This window comes from Ferruginibacter paludis, from assembly GCF_030409685.1.
Taxonomy (GTDB): Bacteria; Bacteroidota; Bacteroidia; order Chitinophagales; family Chitinophagaceae; genus Ferruginibacter; species Ferruginibacter paludis.
The window spans coordinates 503709-521507 of the sequence record NZ_JAUFQJ010000002.1 but is presented as its reverse complement, the minus strand read 5'-3'; the positions used below and the strand labels follow the sequence as shown (position 1 = coordinate 521507).

11 protein-coding genes are annotated in these 17799 nt (G+C 41.6%); 1 reads left to right on the top strand and 10 read right to left on the bottom strand.

Annotated features, from left to right (window positions below):
* Nucleotides 1-84: 84 nt before the first annotated feature.
* From gltB to QWZ08_RS04025, 10 genes are all read right to left on the bottom strand, one after another.
* A complete protein-coding gene (gene gltB, locus QWZ08_RS04070; RefSeq protein ID WP_290335941.1) occupies nt 85-4668 on the bottom strand; it encodes a glutamate synthase large subunit in 4584 nt (1527 codons plus the stop codon).
* 79 nt (nt 4669-4747) lie between these two features.
* The gene (gene ilvA, locus QWZ08_RS04065) at nt 4748-6094 is read right to left on the bottom strand and encodes a threonine ammonia-lyase (protein ID WP_290335940.1); all 1347 of its coding nucleotides are present in this window, start codon (nt 6092-6094) and stop codon (nt 4748-4750) included.
* Nucleotides 6095-6168: 74 nt separating this feature from the next.
* Nucleotides 6169-7653: a ketol-acid reductoisomerase gene (gene ilvC, locus QWZ08_RS04060; protein WP_290335939.1), complete on the bottom strand. Its 1485-nt coding sequence runs from the start codon at nt 7651-7653 to the stop codon at nt 6169-6171.
* A 225-nt stretch (nt 7654-7878) separates the two neighbouring features.
* Nucleotides 7879-8466 (bottom strand): acetolactate synthase small subunit, encoded by a 588-nt coding sequence (ilvN, locus tag QWZ08_RS04055; protein WP_290335938.1) that lies wholly within the window; start codon nt 8464-8466, stop codon nt 7879-7881.
* A 38-nt stretch (nt 8467-8504) separates the two neighbouring features.
* Nucleotides 8505-9278, bottom strand: a complete 774-nt coding sequence (locus QWZ08_RS04050; protein WP_290335937.1) for a class I SAM-dependent methyltransferase — start codon at nt 9276-9278, stop codon at nt 8505-8507.
* Nucleotides 9278-9751 (bottom strand): DinB family protein, encoded by a 474-nt coding sequence (locus tag QWZ08_RS04045; RefSeq protein WP_290335936.1) that lies wholly within the window; start codon nt 9749-9751, stop codon nt 9278-9280. The genes QWZ08_RS04050 and QWZ08_RS04045 overlap by 1 nt, the downstream gene beginning before the upstream one ends.
* Nucleotides 9752-9772: 21 nt before the next feature.
* A complete protein-coding gene (ilvB, locus tag QWZ08_RS04040) occupies nt 9773-11545 on the bottom strand; it encodes a biosynthetic-type acetolactate synthase large subunit (RefSeq protein ID WP_290335933.1) in 1773 nt (590 codons plus the stop codon).
* 59 nt (nt 11546-11604) lie between these two features.
* The gene (gene ilvD / locus QWZ08_RS04035) at nt 11605-13284 is read right to left on the bottom strand and encodes a dihydroxy-acid dehydratase (protein WP_290335932.1); all 1680 of its coding nucleotides are present in this window, start codon (nt 13282-13284) and stop codon (nt 11605-11607) included.
* A gap of 290 nt (nt 13285-13574) precedes the next feature.
* On the bottom strand, nt 13575-14690 hold the full coding sequence (leuB, locus tag QWZ08_RS04030; RefSeq protein ID WP_290335931.1) for a 3-isopropylmalate dehydrogenase: 1116 nt from the start codon (nt 14688-14690) through the stop codon (nt 13575-13577).
* Between the two features lie 189 nt (nt 14691-14879).
* Nucleotides 14880-16046: a 2-isopropylmalate synthase gene (locus QWZ08_RS04025; protein ID WP_290335930.1), complete on the bottom strand. Its 1167-nt coding sequence runs from the start codon at nt 16044-16046 to the stop codon at nt 14880-14882.
* A gap of 203 nt (nt 16047-16249) precedes the next feature.
* Between QWZ08_RS04025 and QWZ08_RS04020 the strand changes: the two genes are divergently transcribed.
* Complete coding sequence (locus QWZ08_RS04020; RefSeq protein WP_290335929.1) at nt 16250-17797, top strand: hypothetical protein; 1548 nt, start codon at nt 16250-16252, stop codon at nt 17795-17797.
* Nucleotides 17798-17799 lie beyond the last annotated feature (2 nt).

Genomic DNA, 17799 nt, shown 5'->3' with positions numbered 1-17799 from the left:
CGGCGGTGGCGTCGCAGCCGATAGCTATCTGCTCTTGTGCATTTTATCCTTATCGGCTTTTACAAAAGCGGAGAAGGTTGCCTCCTATTTGAGTTTCTCTTCAACAGCTGCAGCGGAAATTTTAGCCAGTGCTTTTTTATAGTCTTTCGGAAATACCTTGATGAAATTCTTCAGCTGGTTTTCAAAATCATCCAGCACAAATTTGGCAACAGTACTTTTTGTAAATTGGTAATGATTGCTGATTAATTGGTTTAATTCCGCTTTATCTGCTTCTCCAACCGGGTCAAGATCCACCATTTCCTTATTACAGTTAACATCAAAGTTTCCTTTTACGTCATACACATAAGCAATACCACCACTCATACCAGCAGCAAAATTTCTTCCGGTATTTCCCAGCACTACTACTCTTCCACCTGTCATGTATTCACATCCGTGATCACCCACGCCTTCCACAACGGCTGTGGCACCTGAGTTACGCACCGCGAAACGCTCACCTGCTTTTCCACGGATATATGCTTCACCCGACGTAGCTCCATAAAATGCCACGTTGCCAATTATAATATTGTCTTCCGGAACAAACCTCGCTTTAGCCGAAGGATAAATAATCAACTTGGCTCCGCTCAAACCTTTACCAAAATAATCATTGGCATCGCCTTCCAGTTCCATTGTTACACCTTTTGTATTAAAAGCTGCAAAACTTTGTCCTGCTGTGCCTTTAAATTTAAAGTGAATGGTGTCGTCGGGTAAACCGGCACCTTTGTATTTTTTTGAAATTTCATTGCTTAAAATTGTTCCCGTTGTCCTGTCGATATTTTTGATATCAAAACTGGCGGTTACTTTTTCAAGCTTGTCCAATGCAGGTTGGGCAGCTGCCAGTAATTTCCAGTCAAGCACATTATCCATTTCATGATCCTGGCTTTCTTTATTATACAAGCCCGTGTAAATGGAGGCGGGTTCTTTGTATAAAATTGGTGACAAGTCCAGTTTGCTGTATTTCCAGTGTGTAATGTCTGGCCTTGTTTCCAAACAATCAACCTGGCCCACCATTTCGTTGATGGTTCTGAAGCCAAGCTGCGCCATGATCTCTCTTAATTCTTCTGTTAAAAATTTAAACAGGTTCACTACATATTCAGCATCACCGGTAAAACGCTCACGCAATTTTGGATCTTGTGTAGCCACACCTACGGGACAAGTATTCAGATGACACTTGCGCATCATGATACAGCCTTCGGTAACCAGCGCCGCCGTTGCAACACCCCACTCTTCTGCTCCCAATAAAGTTGCGATTGCTATATCACGACCGGTTTTTAATTGCCCGTCGGTTTGTAAAACAACCCTACTGCGTAATTTATTTTTTACCAAAGTCTGGTGCGCTTCTGCAAGTCCCAGCTCCCATGGCAAGCCTGCATGTTTGATAGAACTGATAGGCGAAGCGCCTGTTCCGCCGTCGTTGCCGGCTATCAAGACCACATCTGCTTTAGCTTTGGCAACACCCGCTGCAATAGTACCTACACCCGCTTTTGACACCAGTTTTACATTAATGCGTGCAGCCCTGTTGGCATTTTTTAAATCGAATATCAGCTGGGCCAAATCTTCAATAGAATAAATATCGTGATGCGGTGGAGGAGAAATCAATCCAACACCAGGTGTGGCATGACGCACTCTACCTATCCAGTCATCTACTTTATGACCAGGCAACTGGCCACCTTCGCCAGGCTTAGCCCCCTGTGCCATTTTTATCTGCAATTCATCCGCCTCTGTTAAATAATAACTTGTAACGCCGAACCTTGCCGAAGCAACCTGCTTGATGGCGCTGCGCATCAGGTCACCGTTGGCAGCTGGTTTATAACGCATTTCGTCTTCACCACCTTCGCCCGTATTACTCTTTCCTCCTAAACGGTTCATGGCAATAGCCAGCGTGCTATGTGCTTCATGAGAAATAGATCCAAAACTCATAGCGCCAGTTGCAAAACGTTTCCATATTCCTTCTGCTGGTTCTACTTCATCTATTGAAATGGGTGCACGGTGAAAATTAAATTGAAACAAACTCCGCAGCGTACAAGCTTTATCACCCTGGTCATTTACCAGTTTTGAATACTTTTTAAACGTGGCATAATCATTCATCCTTGTTGAATATTGCAACAAGTGAATCGTCTGGGGATTGAATAAATGAAACTCTCCCTTACGCTTCCACTGGTACAATCCGCCTACTGGTAAACGGTCAACCGGTATTTCTTTTTTGCTAAATGCAAATGCATGCTTGGCTAAATTTTCTTTGGCTATTTCATCCAGTCCCATCCCTTCAATGCGGGAAATAGCACCAGTAAAATATTTATCTACAACAGACCTGTTTAGACCAATGATCTCAAATATTTGTGCACCCTGGTAAGACTGCAAAGTAGAAATGCCCATTTTGGAGAACACTTTCAACAAGCCATCATTAACCGCCTTGGTATAATTCTTTTTAAGATAATCTGAATCCAGGTCAGTAACCAGCTTGCCGCTGATCTTCATGTCCCGGATGCTGGATAAAGCCAGGTAAGGGTTAATAGCAGTTGCTCCAAACCCCAGCAGGCAGGCAAAATGATGCACTTCCCAAACATCGCCCGCTTCTACAACAATACCAACCTGTCCTCTTAAACCTTTACGGATCAGATGGTGGTGAACGGCAGCTGTAGCAAGTAAAGAAGGGATGGGTGCATGATCTGAATCGATAGAACGATCAGTTAATATCAATACCTCAAAACCATCCTCGGCTGCATCTACGGCATAACGACAAATTCTTGCCAGCGCCTTTTTCATCGAATCCGGTTTGCCATCTGCCCGATAATACATCTGCAAAGTCTTTGCCTGGAACACTCCGGTATCAATACTCCTGATTTTTTCCAGCTCAAAATTGGATAGCACCGGGTGTTGCAATGCTACCGTGTGACAAGCCAAAGGATCTTCATTCAATAAATTGCCATTGTTGCCAACAAAGGTCGCAAGAGACATCACTAACCTTTCACGAATAGGATCAATCGGCGGATTGGTAACCTGCGCAAACAATTGCTTGAAGTAAGAACTCAAATGCTGAGGCTGATCGCTTAATACCGCCAGCGGCACATCCGTGCCCATGGAACCGATCGGCTCTTTTCCTTCCAGCGCCATTGGAGCAATGATAGTATCCAGGTCTTCTGTTGTATATCCAAAAGCTTTCTGGTATTTAAACACCTGGTCGCTGCCTAAGTGGGTAAACATTACCCTTGGTTCGGGCAGCTCTTCCAGCCTGATTTTATATTTATTCAACCACTCGCCATAAGGCTTTTGTGAGCAGATACCTTTCTTCAATTCTTCATCGCTGATGATACGGCCCTGCTCCATATCTACTACGAACATTTTGCCCGGTTGTAATCTACCGTTTTCGATAATGATAGAAGGGTCAACAGGCAATGCACCTGTTTCAGATGCCATGATAACACGGTCATCATTGGTAACACAATACCTTGATGGTCGCAAGCCATTTCTGTCTAAAGTAGCGCCGATGATTTTTCCGTCTGTAAAAGAAATAGAAGCAGGTCCATCCCATGGCTCCATCATAGATGCATGATATTCATAAAAAGCTTTTCTCACAGGATCCATTTTATCATCGCCATCCCAGGCTTCTGGTATCAGCATCATCATCACATGTGGCAATGACCTTCCCGTCAGTGTCAGCAATTCTATCATGTTATCCAAACAGGCAGAGTCTGATTGCATACTGGTAACCACCGGCAGCAACATTTCCATTTCTTCTTTACTAAAATAAGGAGATACAAAACCTGTTTCACTTGCCTTTAACCAGTTCAAATTTCCCTGCAATGTGTTGATCTCGCCATTGTGTGCAATGTAGCGGAACGGCTGCGCCAGTTTCCAGGAAGGAAAGGTATTGGTTGCAAAACGGGAGTGTACCAGCCCAAAGGCAGATACAACCCTTTTGTTATTAAGATCAGGGAAATAATTGCGTACCTGGCGGCTGGTGAGCTGGCCTTTGTACACGATGGTTTTATATGAAAGCGATGCGATGTAAAAACCAATGGCATCCTGCCTTACGGTATTGAATATTGTGTGACTTGTATAATTACGCAGTACAAATAATTTCCTTTCGAAGTCCAATGGATTGGTAATATGATCGGGGCAAGCGATAAAAACCTGTTCCATTACCGGCTCAACCGATAACGCTGTCGGACCGATGCCCGATGTATTTACCGGAACACTTCTGTAAGTCAATATTTCCAACCCCAGTTTTTCTGCAGCCCTGTTAAATATATCGCGGCATTCTTCCCTGAGTTTTATTTCTTTTGGAAAAAATATAACGCCTACACCGTACTTGCCAAAGGATGGCAAATGAACGCCCAGCTTTACACATTCATCAAAGAAAAACTCATGCGGTATCTGGATGAAAATACCTGCCCCGTCGCCGGTATTGGTTTCGCAACCGCAGGCACCCCGATGCTCCATATTTTCCAAAATGGTTAATGCATCTGAAATGTGCTGGTGACTTTTGTTGCCTTTGATATTGGCAACAAACCCGATACCGCAGGCATCATGCTCAAACTGAGGATCGTACAATCCCCTGTTTGCTGCAGTGGAGATATTCAACGATTCGTTGTTTGTTTGAGGCGTTTTAGTAGTTGCAGTTTTGTTCATCTAATCGAAATTTTTTTAGTAAAAAATAGCAATTCATTTTTTGTAATGAATTCATTTGGCAGCAGCAATCGTATGTTTTTTATACCAGGTATCCGTACAGGTTATCATCCTTCTTCAATTCCGTAAAGTTGACCTGGTATTTATTTAAATTTTGTAACAGCACATGGTAATCAGCTTTGTCTTTTAACTCAATACCTACCAGTGCCGGTCCGGTTTCCTTATTGTGTTTTTGCATGTATTCAAAACGGGTGATATCATCATTTTCACCCAGCACAAAATTTACAAATTCTTTCAGCGCACCCGGCCTTTGTGCAAACCTGATTAAAAAATAATGCTTCAATCCTTCATATTGCAGGGAACGTTCTTTTATTTCCTGCATGCGGTCAATATCATTGTTTCCACCACTTAATATACAAACTACATTCTTCCCTTTTATCTCATCTGCATAAGCATCCAAAGCAGCGATAGACAATGTGCCAGCGGGCTCAGCAACAATTGCATCCTCGCCATACAATTTCAGAATGGTGGTACAAACCTTTCCTTCCGGCACCAAATGTATCTCCCGCAACACCTCTTTACAAATAGCAAAGGTAAGATCTCCGACGGTTTTTACCGCAGCCCCGTCTACAAAACGATCAATGCTGTCAAGGGTTACAGGCTTACCGGCCTTAAAAGATTCAAACATGGCGGGTGCGCCCTCCGGTTCAACGCCAATTAAAATTGTTTCCGGCGACGCGGTTTTAAAATAGCTTCCAACACCTGCACCTAATCCGCCACCACCAACCGGCATAAATAAATAATCTATTTGTGGCTGTTCTTCAAGTATTTCCAATCCTACCGTTCCCTGACCTTCAATAATTTTATAATCATCAAATGGCGGAATAAAAGTCATCCCGTTTTGAAGTGTATATTTTTTTGCGGCCACGGCACAGTCATCAAATGTGTCGCCCACCAGTTTCACTTCAATCCATTCTTCGCCAAACATTTTTGTTTGACTTATTTTTTGATTGGGCGTAACCACAGGCATAAACACCACGCCTTTTACCTGCAATTTTTTACAACTATAAGCAAAGCCTTGTGCGTGATTGCCGGCACTGGCACAAACTACGCCCTGTTGCAATTGTGCTTCCGGCAAACTGCTCATCATATTGTAAGCGCCCCTCAATTTATAAGAGCGCACCACCTGTAAATCTTCTCTCTTTAAAAAAATAGTACAATCATATTTTTTTGAAAGATTGGCATTATAAGTCAGTGGTGTTTTGCTTACAATATTTTTAAGGCGTTCTGCAGCAGCAGGGATATCGGGCATCTTCCCCCCATCCCCTAAAGGGGGGGTATTTGGAGAGTCTGCCTTATCTTCCCTCCTCAAATTTTTGTCGAGCCCAACAAAAGCTTCAGTTTCTCTATTTTCAAAAATTGTGTTCACTTATCTTGTTCCTCTGTTTTCTTTATTGTTTTCTTTTTAAATCTTCCCCAAAAAGTGTAAGCTTTGAATTGGAGTTAAGCCACCGTATTAATCGTTTTCATCTCAGTCATCGCCTGCCTTAATTCTGCGCCAATGGATTCAATTGGATGATAGCGGATGATTTCATTAACCGCAATGATCACTTTATTGTCAACACCTGCATCAATGCCATCGTTAAAGTTTTTTCCAATCAGGTTGGTATCTACCGTCTTCATAAAATCAGCCAGCAATGGTTTGCAGGCATGATCGAATAAATAACAGCCATACTCTGCCGTATCAGAAATAACCCTGTTCATTTCAAATAATTTTTTACGGGCAATGGTGTTTGCAATCAATGGTGTTTCATGCAACGATTCATAATAAGCAGATTCTTCTTTTATGCCTGATTCAACCATCGTTTCAAAAGCCAGTTCAACACCTGCTCTTACAAAAGCCACCATTAATAGCCCGTTATCAAAATATTCCTGTTCCGCAATTTTGTAAACGGTAGGTGCTGTTTTTTCAAAAGCAGTTTCGCCGGTAGCAGCTCTCCAGGTCAACAAATTTTTATCGCCATTGGCCCAATCTTCCATCATTGTTTTAGAAAACTCGCCGCTCATAATATCATCCTGGTGTTTTTGAAACAGCGGGCGCATGATGTCTTTCAGTTGTTCAGAAATTTCAAACGCTTTTATTTTTGCAGGGTTGGATAACCTGTCCATCATTGCAGTGATACCTCCTTGTTTCAACGCTTCGGTAACAACTTCCCAGCCATATTGAATTAATTTAGCAGCATAAGCTTTATCAATTCCCTTCTCAATCATTTTATCAAAACTCAGTATTGAACCGGTTTGCAGCAAACCACAAAGAATGGTTTGTTCGCCCATCAAATCTGATTTTACTTCTGCCACAAAAGATGATTTTAAAACACCAGCCTTGTGACCGCCTGTTGCAACCGCGTACGCCTTTGCATAATCCCACCCTTTACCTTCGGGATCATTTTCAGGATGCACTGCAATCAAAGTAGGCACACCAAAACCTCTTTTATATTCTTCTCTCACTTCCGTACCCGGGCACTTTGGAGCTACCATGATAACAGTAATATCTTTCCTGATCTGCATGCCTTCTTCAACAATATTAAAACCGTGAGAGTACGATAAAGTGGCTCCCTGTTTCATCAATGGCATGATGGCGCTTACGACCGCTGTATGTTGTTTATCCGGTGTAAGGTTAATCACTAAATCCGCAGTTGGAATCAGCTCTTCATAACTCCCAACTGTAAACCCGTTTTCAGTAGCACTTTTCCATGATTGTCTTTTTGCTTCAATGGCTTCCTGCCTTAAAGTGTAGGAAATATCAAGACCACTATCCCTCATATTCAATCCCTGGTTCAAGCCCTGGGCGCCGCATCCTACTATCACTATTTTTTTACCTTTCAATTCATTTACGCCGTCTGTAAATTCGCTTTTGTCCATAAACTCACATACCCCTAACTGATTTAATTTTTCTCTTAGCGATAATGTGTTAAAGTAATTAGCCATTGTTGTTTGTTGTTTGCCCCCATCCCCGAAAGGGGTTTTATGGAGTGTTAATAATTATTATTACTATCGTTTTTATTTCAAATATTATTCATCCGGTATTTGTGTTTCATGGCACCATCGTTGTGTCACTCCCGTGTACCCTTTCATCTTTTTGGTACGCTTCCTCAATACAAAACAATTTTTCAATCACACAACTTATCAACTTTGCCGCAGCGGAGGCTGGTCTTACATGCTGAATACTTCGTCCTGCTGATTCAGGAATTCATTTTCTATCACTTCTTCACCTGGTTCTCTTTGCTCAAATTCTTTCAGCTTTTCATGAAAACCATGACTTTCTTTTATAATCGCAATTCTTGCACTGCGGACGAATTCTATCAATCCATAAGGCTCAAGCGCTTTAATTAGTTTATTCGTTTCTTCCCGGTGACCAGTTGTTTCAAAAACGGTAAAATCTTTACGGATGGCAATCGCCCTGGCGCCACATTCCCTTAACAACCTTTCTACTTTTACCTTCTCAGCAATTTCATCTGTTGATACCTTATATAAAGCCATTTCCTGCCAAACCACTTCATCGTTGGTGTTGAAATAGGCTTTTAAAACCTCTACCTGCTTTTCAATTTGCCTGCACACTTTTCTTACTACTTCTTCTGTTTCGTCTATCACAATTGTAAAGCGGTGAATGCCTTCAATTTCTGAAGGAGAAGTGTTCATGCTATCAATATTAATTTTCCTTCTTGAAAAAATAATGGCGATACGGTTGAGTAAACCAATCTGGTTTTCGGTGTAAACGGTGATCGTAAATTCCTGTTTCATATTTATCCTGTTGCGGTGTTGACCGGATGATGAAAAATTTATTTTATTGCAATTATTCTTAGTCTTTTATAATCGGCATACCAGTCTCCATTTTTAAACTGGGTTGGCTTAAGCGCTGCCTGCACTTCATCTAATATCGTTTCGATTGTTGGTTCGTCAATTCCTTTTAAGAAAGAACTTCCGAACATACGGACCCAATCTTTAATACCATTTTGTGTATCAGCCAGTTTTGTATCACGGTTAAAATGTGCTGCATAAGTAACACGAAAACCACGCTTTTCAAGCAGGCTGGTATATTCACTTACCGAAGGAAAATACCATAAAGGGATTGCTGCATTTTCAGGAAAACCATAGCTTATCAAACTGTTTTGTAAAGCGGTTACAATTTTGGCCACATTCTGTTTTCCACCAAATTCAAGTACAATTCTGCCGCTTCTTTTTAAATTGCGGTACATGCAATCAATGGCCATTTCTTTTTGCAACACCCAATGCAGCACTGCATTTGAAAAGATCGCATCAAAGTGTTGGTCAAAATAAAACTCCGTGGCAGACTGCACTTTAAACGCCAGCTCAGGGTATTGTGCTTTGGCCTTTGTAATCATTTCCAAAGAATTATCAATACCTGTAACCGTAGCACCAGCCGCAGCTATCACACTTGTAAGATAACCTGTGCCACAACCTAAATCCAAAATACGTTCACCCGCCTGTGGATTTAAAAGATCTACCAGGCCTTCTCCGTATTTAAATACAAAAGAATGCTTGTCATCATACAGATGAGGATTCCAGTTAGTATGTACTGTTGCGGTATTCATTATCTGTTTACAATTCTTTTAAGTGCCATCGCATATCCCAAATGCAATCCTTCGTGCATGGTAATAAATTTAACAGCATCGTCAACACTATTCAACTCCACGTTAAAACTAGTAGTGTAGTTATTGTAGCTTGTAAAAATGTTTTTTTCTATGTCTGCAACTAATTCATTGATTAATCCAATAGACTGGCCTTTTAAAAATTCAAGCTCCTTTTCGTCCAAAAATGTTTCAGGTTTTGTGCCCTTTGAATATTTAGCTACATAAGATGCATCGATCTTCATTGGCAATCCTGCCAACTTATAACAAAGTATTTGCTGGCTTACAATAACGTGCCCAAAATTCCAGATGATATTGTTGTTAAATCCTTCGGGTACCTGGTTGAGTTGTTCTATAGTTAAACCATCCATCAGCTTCAGAAATAAATTTCTTGAAGCCAGTATTGTATCAATACATTTATCTTTTTCTATTACCATTACATTATTATTTTTATTTGCTTAACTTAATCTTATTTCTGCAACGCTGCAACCCTGGGGCACCATCGGGAATACATTATTTTCCTTGCCAACCATAACTTCCAGCAAGTAGGCTCCGTTATGCTCAAGCATCGCTTTTACAGCCGCTTTGAGGTTTTCCCTTTCAGTAACGCGTTGCCCTTCTATGCGGTACCCTTTGGCCACCTGCACATAATCAGGACTTTCAATATCTACGAAAGAATATCTTTTATCATGAAACAACTGTTGCCATTGCCGCACCATACCCAAAAACTGGTTGTTAAGAATTAATATTTTCACGTCCGTACCAGTCTGCATAATTGTACCCAGTTCCTGTATGGTCATTTGTACACCACCGTCACCAATGATCGCTACAACGGTGCGGTGTGGAGCGCCGAATTTCGCACCAATTGCCGCAGGCAAGGCGAAGCCCATCGTACCGGCACCCCCGGAAGTGACATTGCTCTTTGTCTGGTTGAACTTTGCATAGCGGCAGGTAACCATCTGATGCTGACCAACGTCTGTTACGATGATGGCATTGCCTTCAGTAATTTCGTTGAGTATTTTAATTACTTCACCCATGGTTAATTCATCACTTGTTGGGTTAAGTTCATCTTTAATAACAACGTCTATTTCCTTTTGCGTAAACTCTTTAAATTTCGCCATCCATTCCGGATATTGTTTTGCTTCTATCAGTGATGTAAGCAAGGGCAATGTTTCTTTACAATCGCCCCAGACAGGTACGGCTGATTTTACATTTTTATCAATCTCTGCTGGATCAATATCCAGGTGAATTACTTTGGCTTGCTTGGCATATTTATCCAAACGGCCGGTTACCCTGTCGTCAAAACGCATACCTACTGCAATCAGAACATCGCATTCATTGGTTAAAACATTCGGGCCATAATTACCATGCATACCCAGCATACCCACGTTCTGCGGATGATCAGTTGGCAACGCACTTAAGCCAAGCAAAGTCCACGCAGCGGGCAATCCGCCCTTCTCAATAAATGCCTTGAATTCTTTTTCCGCCTTGCCTAATATCACCCCCTGACCAAAAAGTACAAAAGGTTTTTTTGCTTCGTTGATCAGTTTCGCGGCTTCTTCCACATATTCTTTTCTAACAATTGGCTTAGGCCGGTAACTGCGGATGTGCGTACATTTTGTGTAGCCTTCGTAATCAAATTTTTGCAGTTGCGCATTCTTGGTAATGTCAATCAAAACTGGTCCAGGCCTGCCTGTTCCGGCTATGTAAAAAGCTTTTGCTAATACGGCTGGTATTTCAGTTGCGTCCGTTACCTGGTAGTTCCATTTGGTAACCGGCGTGGTAATATTAATTACATCTACTTCCTGGAAAGCATCTGTGCCAAGCAAGTGTGCATATACCTGGCCGGTGATGCAAACCAGGGGTGTGCTGTCGATCATCGCATCTGCCAAACCTGTTACCAGGTTGGTAGCACCCGGACCACTTGTTGCAAAAACAACCCCGGTTTTTCCGGAAGCTCTTGCATAGCCCTGGCCTGCGTGAATGCCGCCCTGTTCGTGGCGGACCAATATGTGTTTTAATTTATCATGGTAATCATACAAAGCATCATAGATGGGCATGATGGCACCGCCGGGGTATCCAAATATGGTGTCTACACCTTCCGCGACGAAAGCTTCCAGCACGGCTTGTGATCCACTGATAGCAGCAGTTTCCGCTTTCAACGGTAATGTTTCAGCAACCGCTGCCTTATCGGCGGGCGCTGTTTTTTCTATGATGCCTGATGTTTGCATTGTTCAATAATTTAATTTTCTTACAGGTAATAGGTTTGTTATTTTTTACTGATTAAGTTTTATGCTTCATCCGTTACACAACCTTCGGATGCATCTTTTACATAGGTTGCATATTTGAATAAAATTCCCTTGGTAGCTTTCAAAGCTGGCTTTGTCCAGGCAGCTTTTCTTGCTGCTATTTCTTCTTCACTTACTTTTAATGTAATTGCTTTTGTAGCCACATTGATTTCAATGATGTCATCATCTTTTACCAGGCCAATCAGGCCGCCTTCAAATGCTTCAGGTGTGATGTGACCTACCACAAAACCGTGCGTGCCACCACTGAATCTTCCATCAGTGATAAGGGCTACGCTTTTACCTAAGCCTGCACCTATAATAGCAGATGTAGGCTTCAGCATTTCGGGCATACCCGGTGCGCCTTTGGGGCCAACATGTGTTATCACTACAACATCTCCTGCTTTTATTTTACCGGAGTTGATACCGCTTATTAATTCGAACTCACCATTGAAAACCCTTGCAGGTCCTTCAAATAATTCGCCTTCTTTACCACTGATTTTTGCAACGCTTCCTTTTACCGCCAGGTTGCCAAACAATATTTGTAAGTGCCCGGTTGATTTGATGGGGTTGGTTACCGGGAAGATAATTTTTTGTGAATCGAAATCAAGATCCGGCACATCCGCCAAATTTTCAGCAATCGTTTTACCGGTTACGGTTAAGCAGTCACCGTGTAACATGCCCACTTTTAATAAGTATTTCATCACCGCCGGAACACCTCCGATATTATGCAGGTCTTCCATCAAATATTTGCCACTTGGTTTTAAATCAGCCAGCACCGGCACTTTATCACTGATCAGCTGAAAATCATCCTGCGTAAAAACGACGTCCACACTTTTTGCGATGGCGATGAAATGCAATACCGCGTTGGTGCTACCACCAAGCGCCATGATAACAGTTACGGCATTTTCAAATGCTTTCCTGGTCATGATATCTGAAGGTTTGATATCTTTTTCCATCAGGTTGCGTATGGCTTTACCTGCATCCAGGCACTCTTTCTTTTTTGCTTCGCTTAAGGCCGGGTTAGAAGATGAATAAGGTAAACTCATGCCCATTGCTTCGATGGCACTGCTCATGGTGTTGGCTGTGTACATACCACCGCATGCGCCTGCACCGGGGCAGCTGTTCATCACGATACCTTTAAAATCACCTTCATCTAATTTGCCTGCTATCTTTTGTCCGAGCGCTTCAAAGGCCGAAACAATATTCAGGTCCTGACCTTTGTAATGACCGGGAGCAATGGAACCTCCGTACACCATAATGGACGGGCGGTTTAATCTTCCCATTGCCATGATGGAACCAGGCATATTTTTATCGCAACCAGGTATTGCTATCAATGCATCATAATATTGTGCGCCACAAACTGTTTCAATTGAATCGGCAATAATATCACGACTGATCAGCGAATACCGCATACCGTCTGTTCCATTACTCATGCCATCACTTACACCGATGGTATTAAAAATAAGTCCCACCATGTCATTATCCCAGACACCCTCTTTTACCAGTTTCGCCAGGTCGTTCAGGTGCATGTTACAGGTGTTGCCGTCATAGCCCATGCTTACGACACCTACCTGTGCCTTTGCCAAATCCTGTTCTGTTAATCCGATGCCATAAAACATGGCTTGTGCCGCAGGCTGTGTTGCATCCTGTGTAATGGTTTTACTGTACTTATTTAATTCCATTTTGTTGTGCTGAAAATTAATGGTGATAATTGTTGAACAATAAAAAAACCCGTCTCTTTTTTGGAGGCGGGTTTTTTTTATAATTAGTTGATGATACTATATATTAAATCCTGCTCCATTTGCTACGGGTATAATAATGACCAAGACCAGCGTAATAACTACGGAGGTATTTTTAAAGCCATTAAATAAATTTGCTGCGAACATAATGAAGCGTTGTACAGCAAATATACCCAAGCGATTTATAAAAACAAAGAACTTTTTTGTAGAAGCGGCACTTTTTACTGCTTCCCTTATATAATTGTTGACTTCCTTAATTCTATATTTTCTTTATTCACCCTGCCACTTATTCTTCCACTGATATACTCGCTGATGAGTTCACCGATGGTGGAGGTGAAATAAAAATTTACCGGGTCAATATCTTTTGATACAAATAAACTTTTGATGGTCCATTCTACTGCATCCCTTACCAGCTGGGCTTCTTCCTTTAAATTAAAATAATCCAGCATCATGGCTACTGATAAAACCGCACCCAGGGGATTGGCAATATCTTTACCGGTTGCTTTTGAATATGAACCATGAATTGGCTCAAACAAAGCATTTGAATTACCAATGGATGCAGATGGCAGTAAGCCCAGCGATCCTGTAATTACACTGGCTTCATCACTTAAAATATCGCCAAACAAATTGTCCGTTAAAATCACATCAAACTGTTTTGGGTTTAATACAATCTGCATGGCCGCATTATCTACAAACAAAAATTCAAGCTTTACATCTTTGTATTGCGGTGCTATTTCTTTTACTACTTTGCGCCAAAGCCTGGATGTTTCCAGCACATTGGCTTTATCTATCAGGGTTAATTTTTTTCTTCTTTTTTGTGCCGACTGAAAGGCAAGGTGTGCGATGCGTTCTACTTCTTCTTTGGTATAACTGCAATCGTCAGATGCCCATGTTTGCTCTTCATTGGTTTTCTTTTCGCCAAAATAAATACCGCCAGTCAATTCACGAAAGATGACGAAATCTACTCCTTCGATGTATTTACTTTTTAAAGGAGATAAATGATGCAGTGATGGATAAGTTGTTACCGGGCGAATGTTTGCAAACAACTGCAACGATTTTCTCAGCTTCAGCAAACCCTGTTCAGGTCTTACTTTAGCGGTTGGATCATTGTCGTATTTTGGATGACCAATAGCGCCAAACAAAATGGCATCACTTGCCAGGCAAACTTCAACAGTAATGTCTGGTAGCGGGTCGCCCGTTTCATCAATAGCTACGGCCCCCATTAAACAGTAAGTGTAATTAAAACTGTGTTTAAAATGTTCAGCAACCGCATCTAGTACTTTTACAGCCTGCTGTGTTACTTCGGGGCCAATCCCATCACCTGTTATTACTGCAATGTTTTTTTTCATTTTTTATCCCGGAGGATAATTGTATGCTGATTAATATTCTTGATTATCAGGGTAGTAATTGGGTTGTGTTTTATACTGTCTGTTTGACCAGTCTTTTATAAAACGTCATTCAAGTTGCTAATTGTTATATTGTACAAGAGTGCGACGCCAATGAAGCCAGATTGAAATACAATTGCCCGGCTAAAAAAATTATACCGTCAACTCTTTAGTATGCGCTTTTGCCAGTTTGTTCAGGTCATCTTCCATCACTTCTTTTTTACTGTCCGCAACCAGCAAAAATTCTTTGTACAGCACATCAATATCGTTCCGGTCGAACTGGTATCCCAGCTTTTGAAAACGGTGTGCCAATGCACTGCGGCCGCTGCGGGCGGTTAATACAATCTTTGATTCTTCAGCACCAACTTCAGCAGGGTTGATAATTTCGTAAGTCAATGCATCTTTTAAAAATCCATCCTGGTGAATGCCCGAAGAATGAGAGAATGCATTGCTGCCCACAATGGCTTTATTGCACTGAACCGGCATGCGCATGGTTTCAGCCACCTGCTGGCTCAATGGATTTAATAATTTTGCGTTGATGTTGGTATAAAAACCGATGTCTTTGTGTTGCTTGATGATCATCACCACTTCTTCAAGAGAAGTGTTGCCGGCTCTTTCGCCAAGGCCATTGATGGTACATTCAATTTGCCTTGCGCCATTGATAATACCTGCTATAGAATTTGCAGTGGCGAGGCCAAGATCATTGTGGCAATGGCAGGAGATGATGGCTTTATCAATATTGGGAACGTTGTTAACGAGGTAAGCTATTTTTTCTCCGTACTGGTGTGGCAGGCAATAACCTGTTGTATCCGGAATATTTACAACCGTGGCGCCTGCCCTGATGACCGCTTCCACTACCCTTGCAAGGTATTCGTTGCCGGTACGGCCGGCGTCTTCTGCATAAAATTCAACGTCATCTACAAAATTCTTCGCCCATTTTACGCATTGAATGGCTCTTTCTAGAATTTCGCTTTGCGTGGAATTGAATTTTGCCTTGATGTGCAAATCGGAGGTTCCGATACCGGTGTGTATTCTTGGGCGGACGGCGTATTTTAATGCTTCAGCAGCAACTTCAATGTCTTTTTGAACAGCTCTTGTAAGGCCACAGACCGATGCGTTTTTGATGATTTTCGATATCTCATTGACCGAGTTAAAATCGCCGGGAGAAGAGATAGGAAAACCCGCTTCGATGATGTCAACACCCAGTTCTTCCAGCTTTAATGCCAGCTCAATTTTTTCTTTGGTATTGAGTTTGCAACCTGGTACCTGCTCGCCGTCGCGTAGCGTGGTATCGAAAATGTGTATCTTATTATCTGCCATAGAAATAGGTTATTTATTACGATCTGGTTTAATTATTTTTGTTGATGGGGTTAGCTATTAAATAATTATTAACCTTCAATTACGAATATAACCATTAATAGTGGTGTATTTTTCACATAATAGAGCCTTATTTACGCTTCATAAACCACTCATTATCGCATCAAATACACAACCAGCAAGCGTTTTAAAGAAATCAAATTACGATGCCCAACAGGAGTACAGATACCTTATTTCAACTGATTAAGTCGCTGGAAAAAAGCGAAAAACGCAACTTTAAACTGTACGCCAACCGCAATTCATCGGGCGAGGAATTAAAGAGCGTTCAACTGTTTGATGCACTTGATAAAATGGATGAATATGATGAGGCGTTGTTGCTGAGAAAAAATGAAACTATTAAGAAGCAGCAGCTGAGCAATATGAAGGCGCACCTGTACAAACAGATTTTGAGCAGCCTCCGGCTGATAAACGATGAAACCAATATAGATATTCAGCTGAACGAGCAGATGGATTATGCCCGCATTTTATACAATAAAGGGCTGTACCATCAAAGTTTGAAAGTACTGGATAAAACCAAAGACCTTGCTAAAGCCAATAACCAGTTTACGTACCTGGAGCAAGTATTATTTTTTGAAAAGAGTATTGAGTCGCTTTACATAACCCGTAGCATCCAAAACCGGGCAGAGCAGTTGAGTAAAGAATCTGTAGTGGTTAATACGAGTTTAAGCCTTACCTCTGAGTTATCCAACCTTTCCCTGCAACTGTACAGCTGGTACATACAGAACGGTCACAGCCGCAATGAAGAAGAAGATGCAGCAGTACAAAAATTTTTTGTAGATAACCTCGGTGACAAGACTTCACAATGCAAGCACTTTTACGAAAAACTATACTTGTATCAAAGCTTTTGTTGGAGCGCTTTCATCCGGCAGGATTTTTTGCAATATTACCGGTATACGCAAAAATGGGTTCATCTTTTTGAAAAGGAACCTTGCATGATCGCCATTGAAACAGGCCACTATATAAAGGGCATGCACAACCTGATGGGATCCCATTTTGATTTGGCGAATCATAAAAAATTAGAAGAAACGCTGGAACAATTTGAAGTTTTTTGTGAAAGTCCTATTGTGCTCAATAATGTCAATAACCGCATACAGTGCTTTGTGTACCGGGCCATTTCTACCCTTAACAAGCATTTTCTGGAAGGAAGTTTTACCGAGGGCCTACAGTTGGTACCGGATATAGAAGCGAAGTTAAAAGAGTATGAAATTTATATGGACCGTCACCGCATCCTGGTGTTTGACTACAAAATTGCCTGTCTTTATTTTGGCAGTGGCAATTATGAAAAAGCGATTGATTATTTAAATAAAATCATTAACTGGAAGGTGGATCTGCGTACCGATCTGCAATGCTACAGCCGCCTGCTGCACCTCATTGCACATTATGAACTGGGTAACGATAAAATACTGGATTCGCTGATAAAATCAGTTTACCGCTTTATGTCGAAGATGCAAAACCTCAGTGTGGTAGAAGAAGAGATTTTTAAATTTATCCGGAAATCATTTCAACTGAGTGTAAGAACCATCAAACCTGAATTGGAAAAATTACTGGTGAAGCTGAAGAAATTACAGAACAACCGTTTTGAAACCAGGGCGTTTATTTACCTGGATATTATTTCATGGCTGGAAAGCAAACTGGAAAATATTCCAGTGCAGGATGTACTCAAACGCAAGTTTGCAGGTAAAAGAAATAACTGATT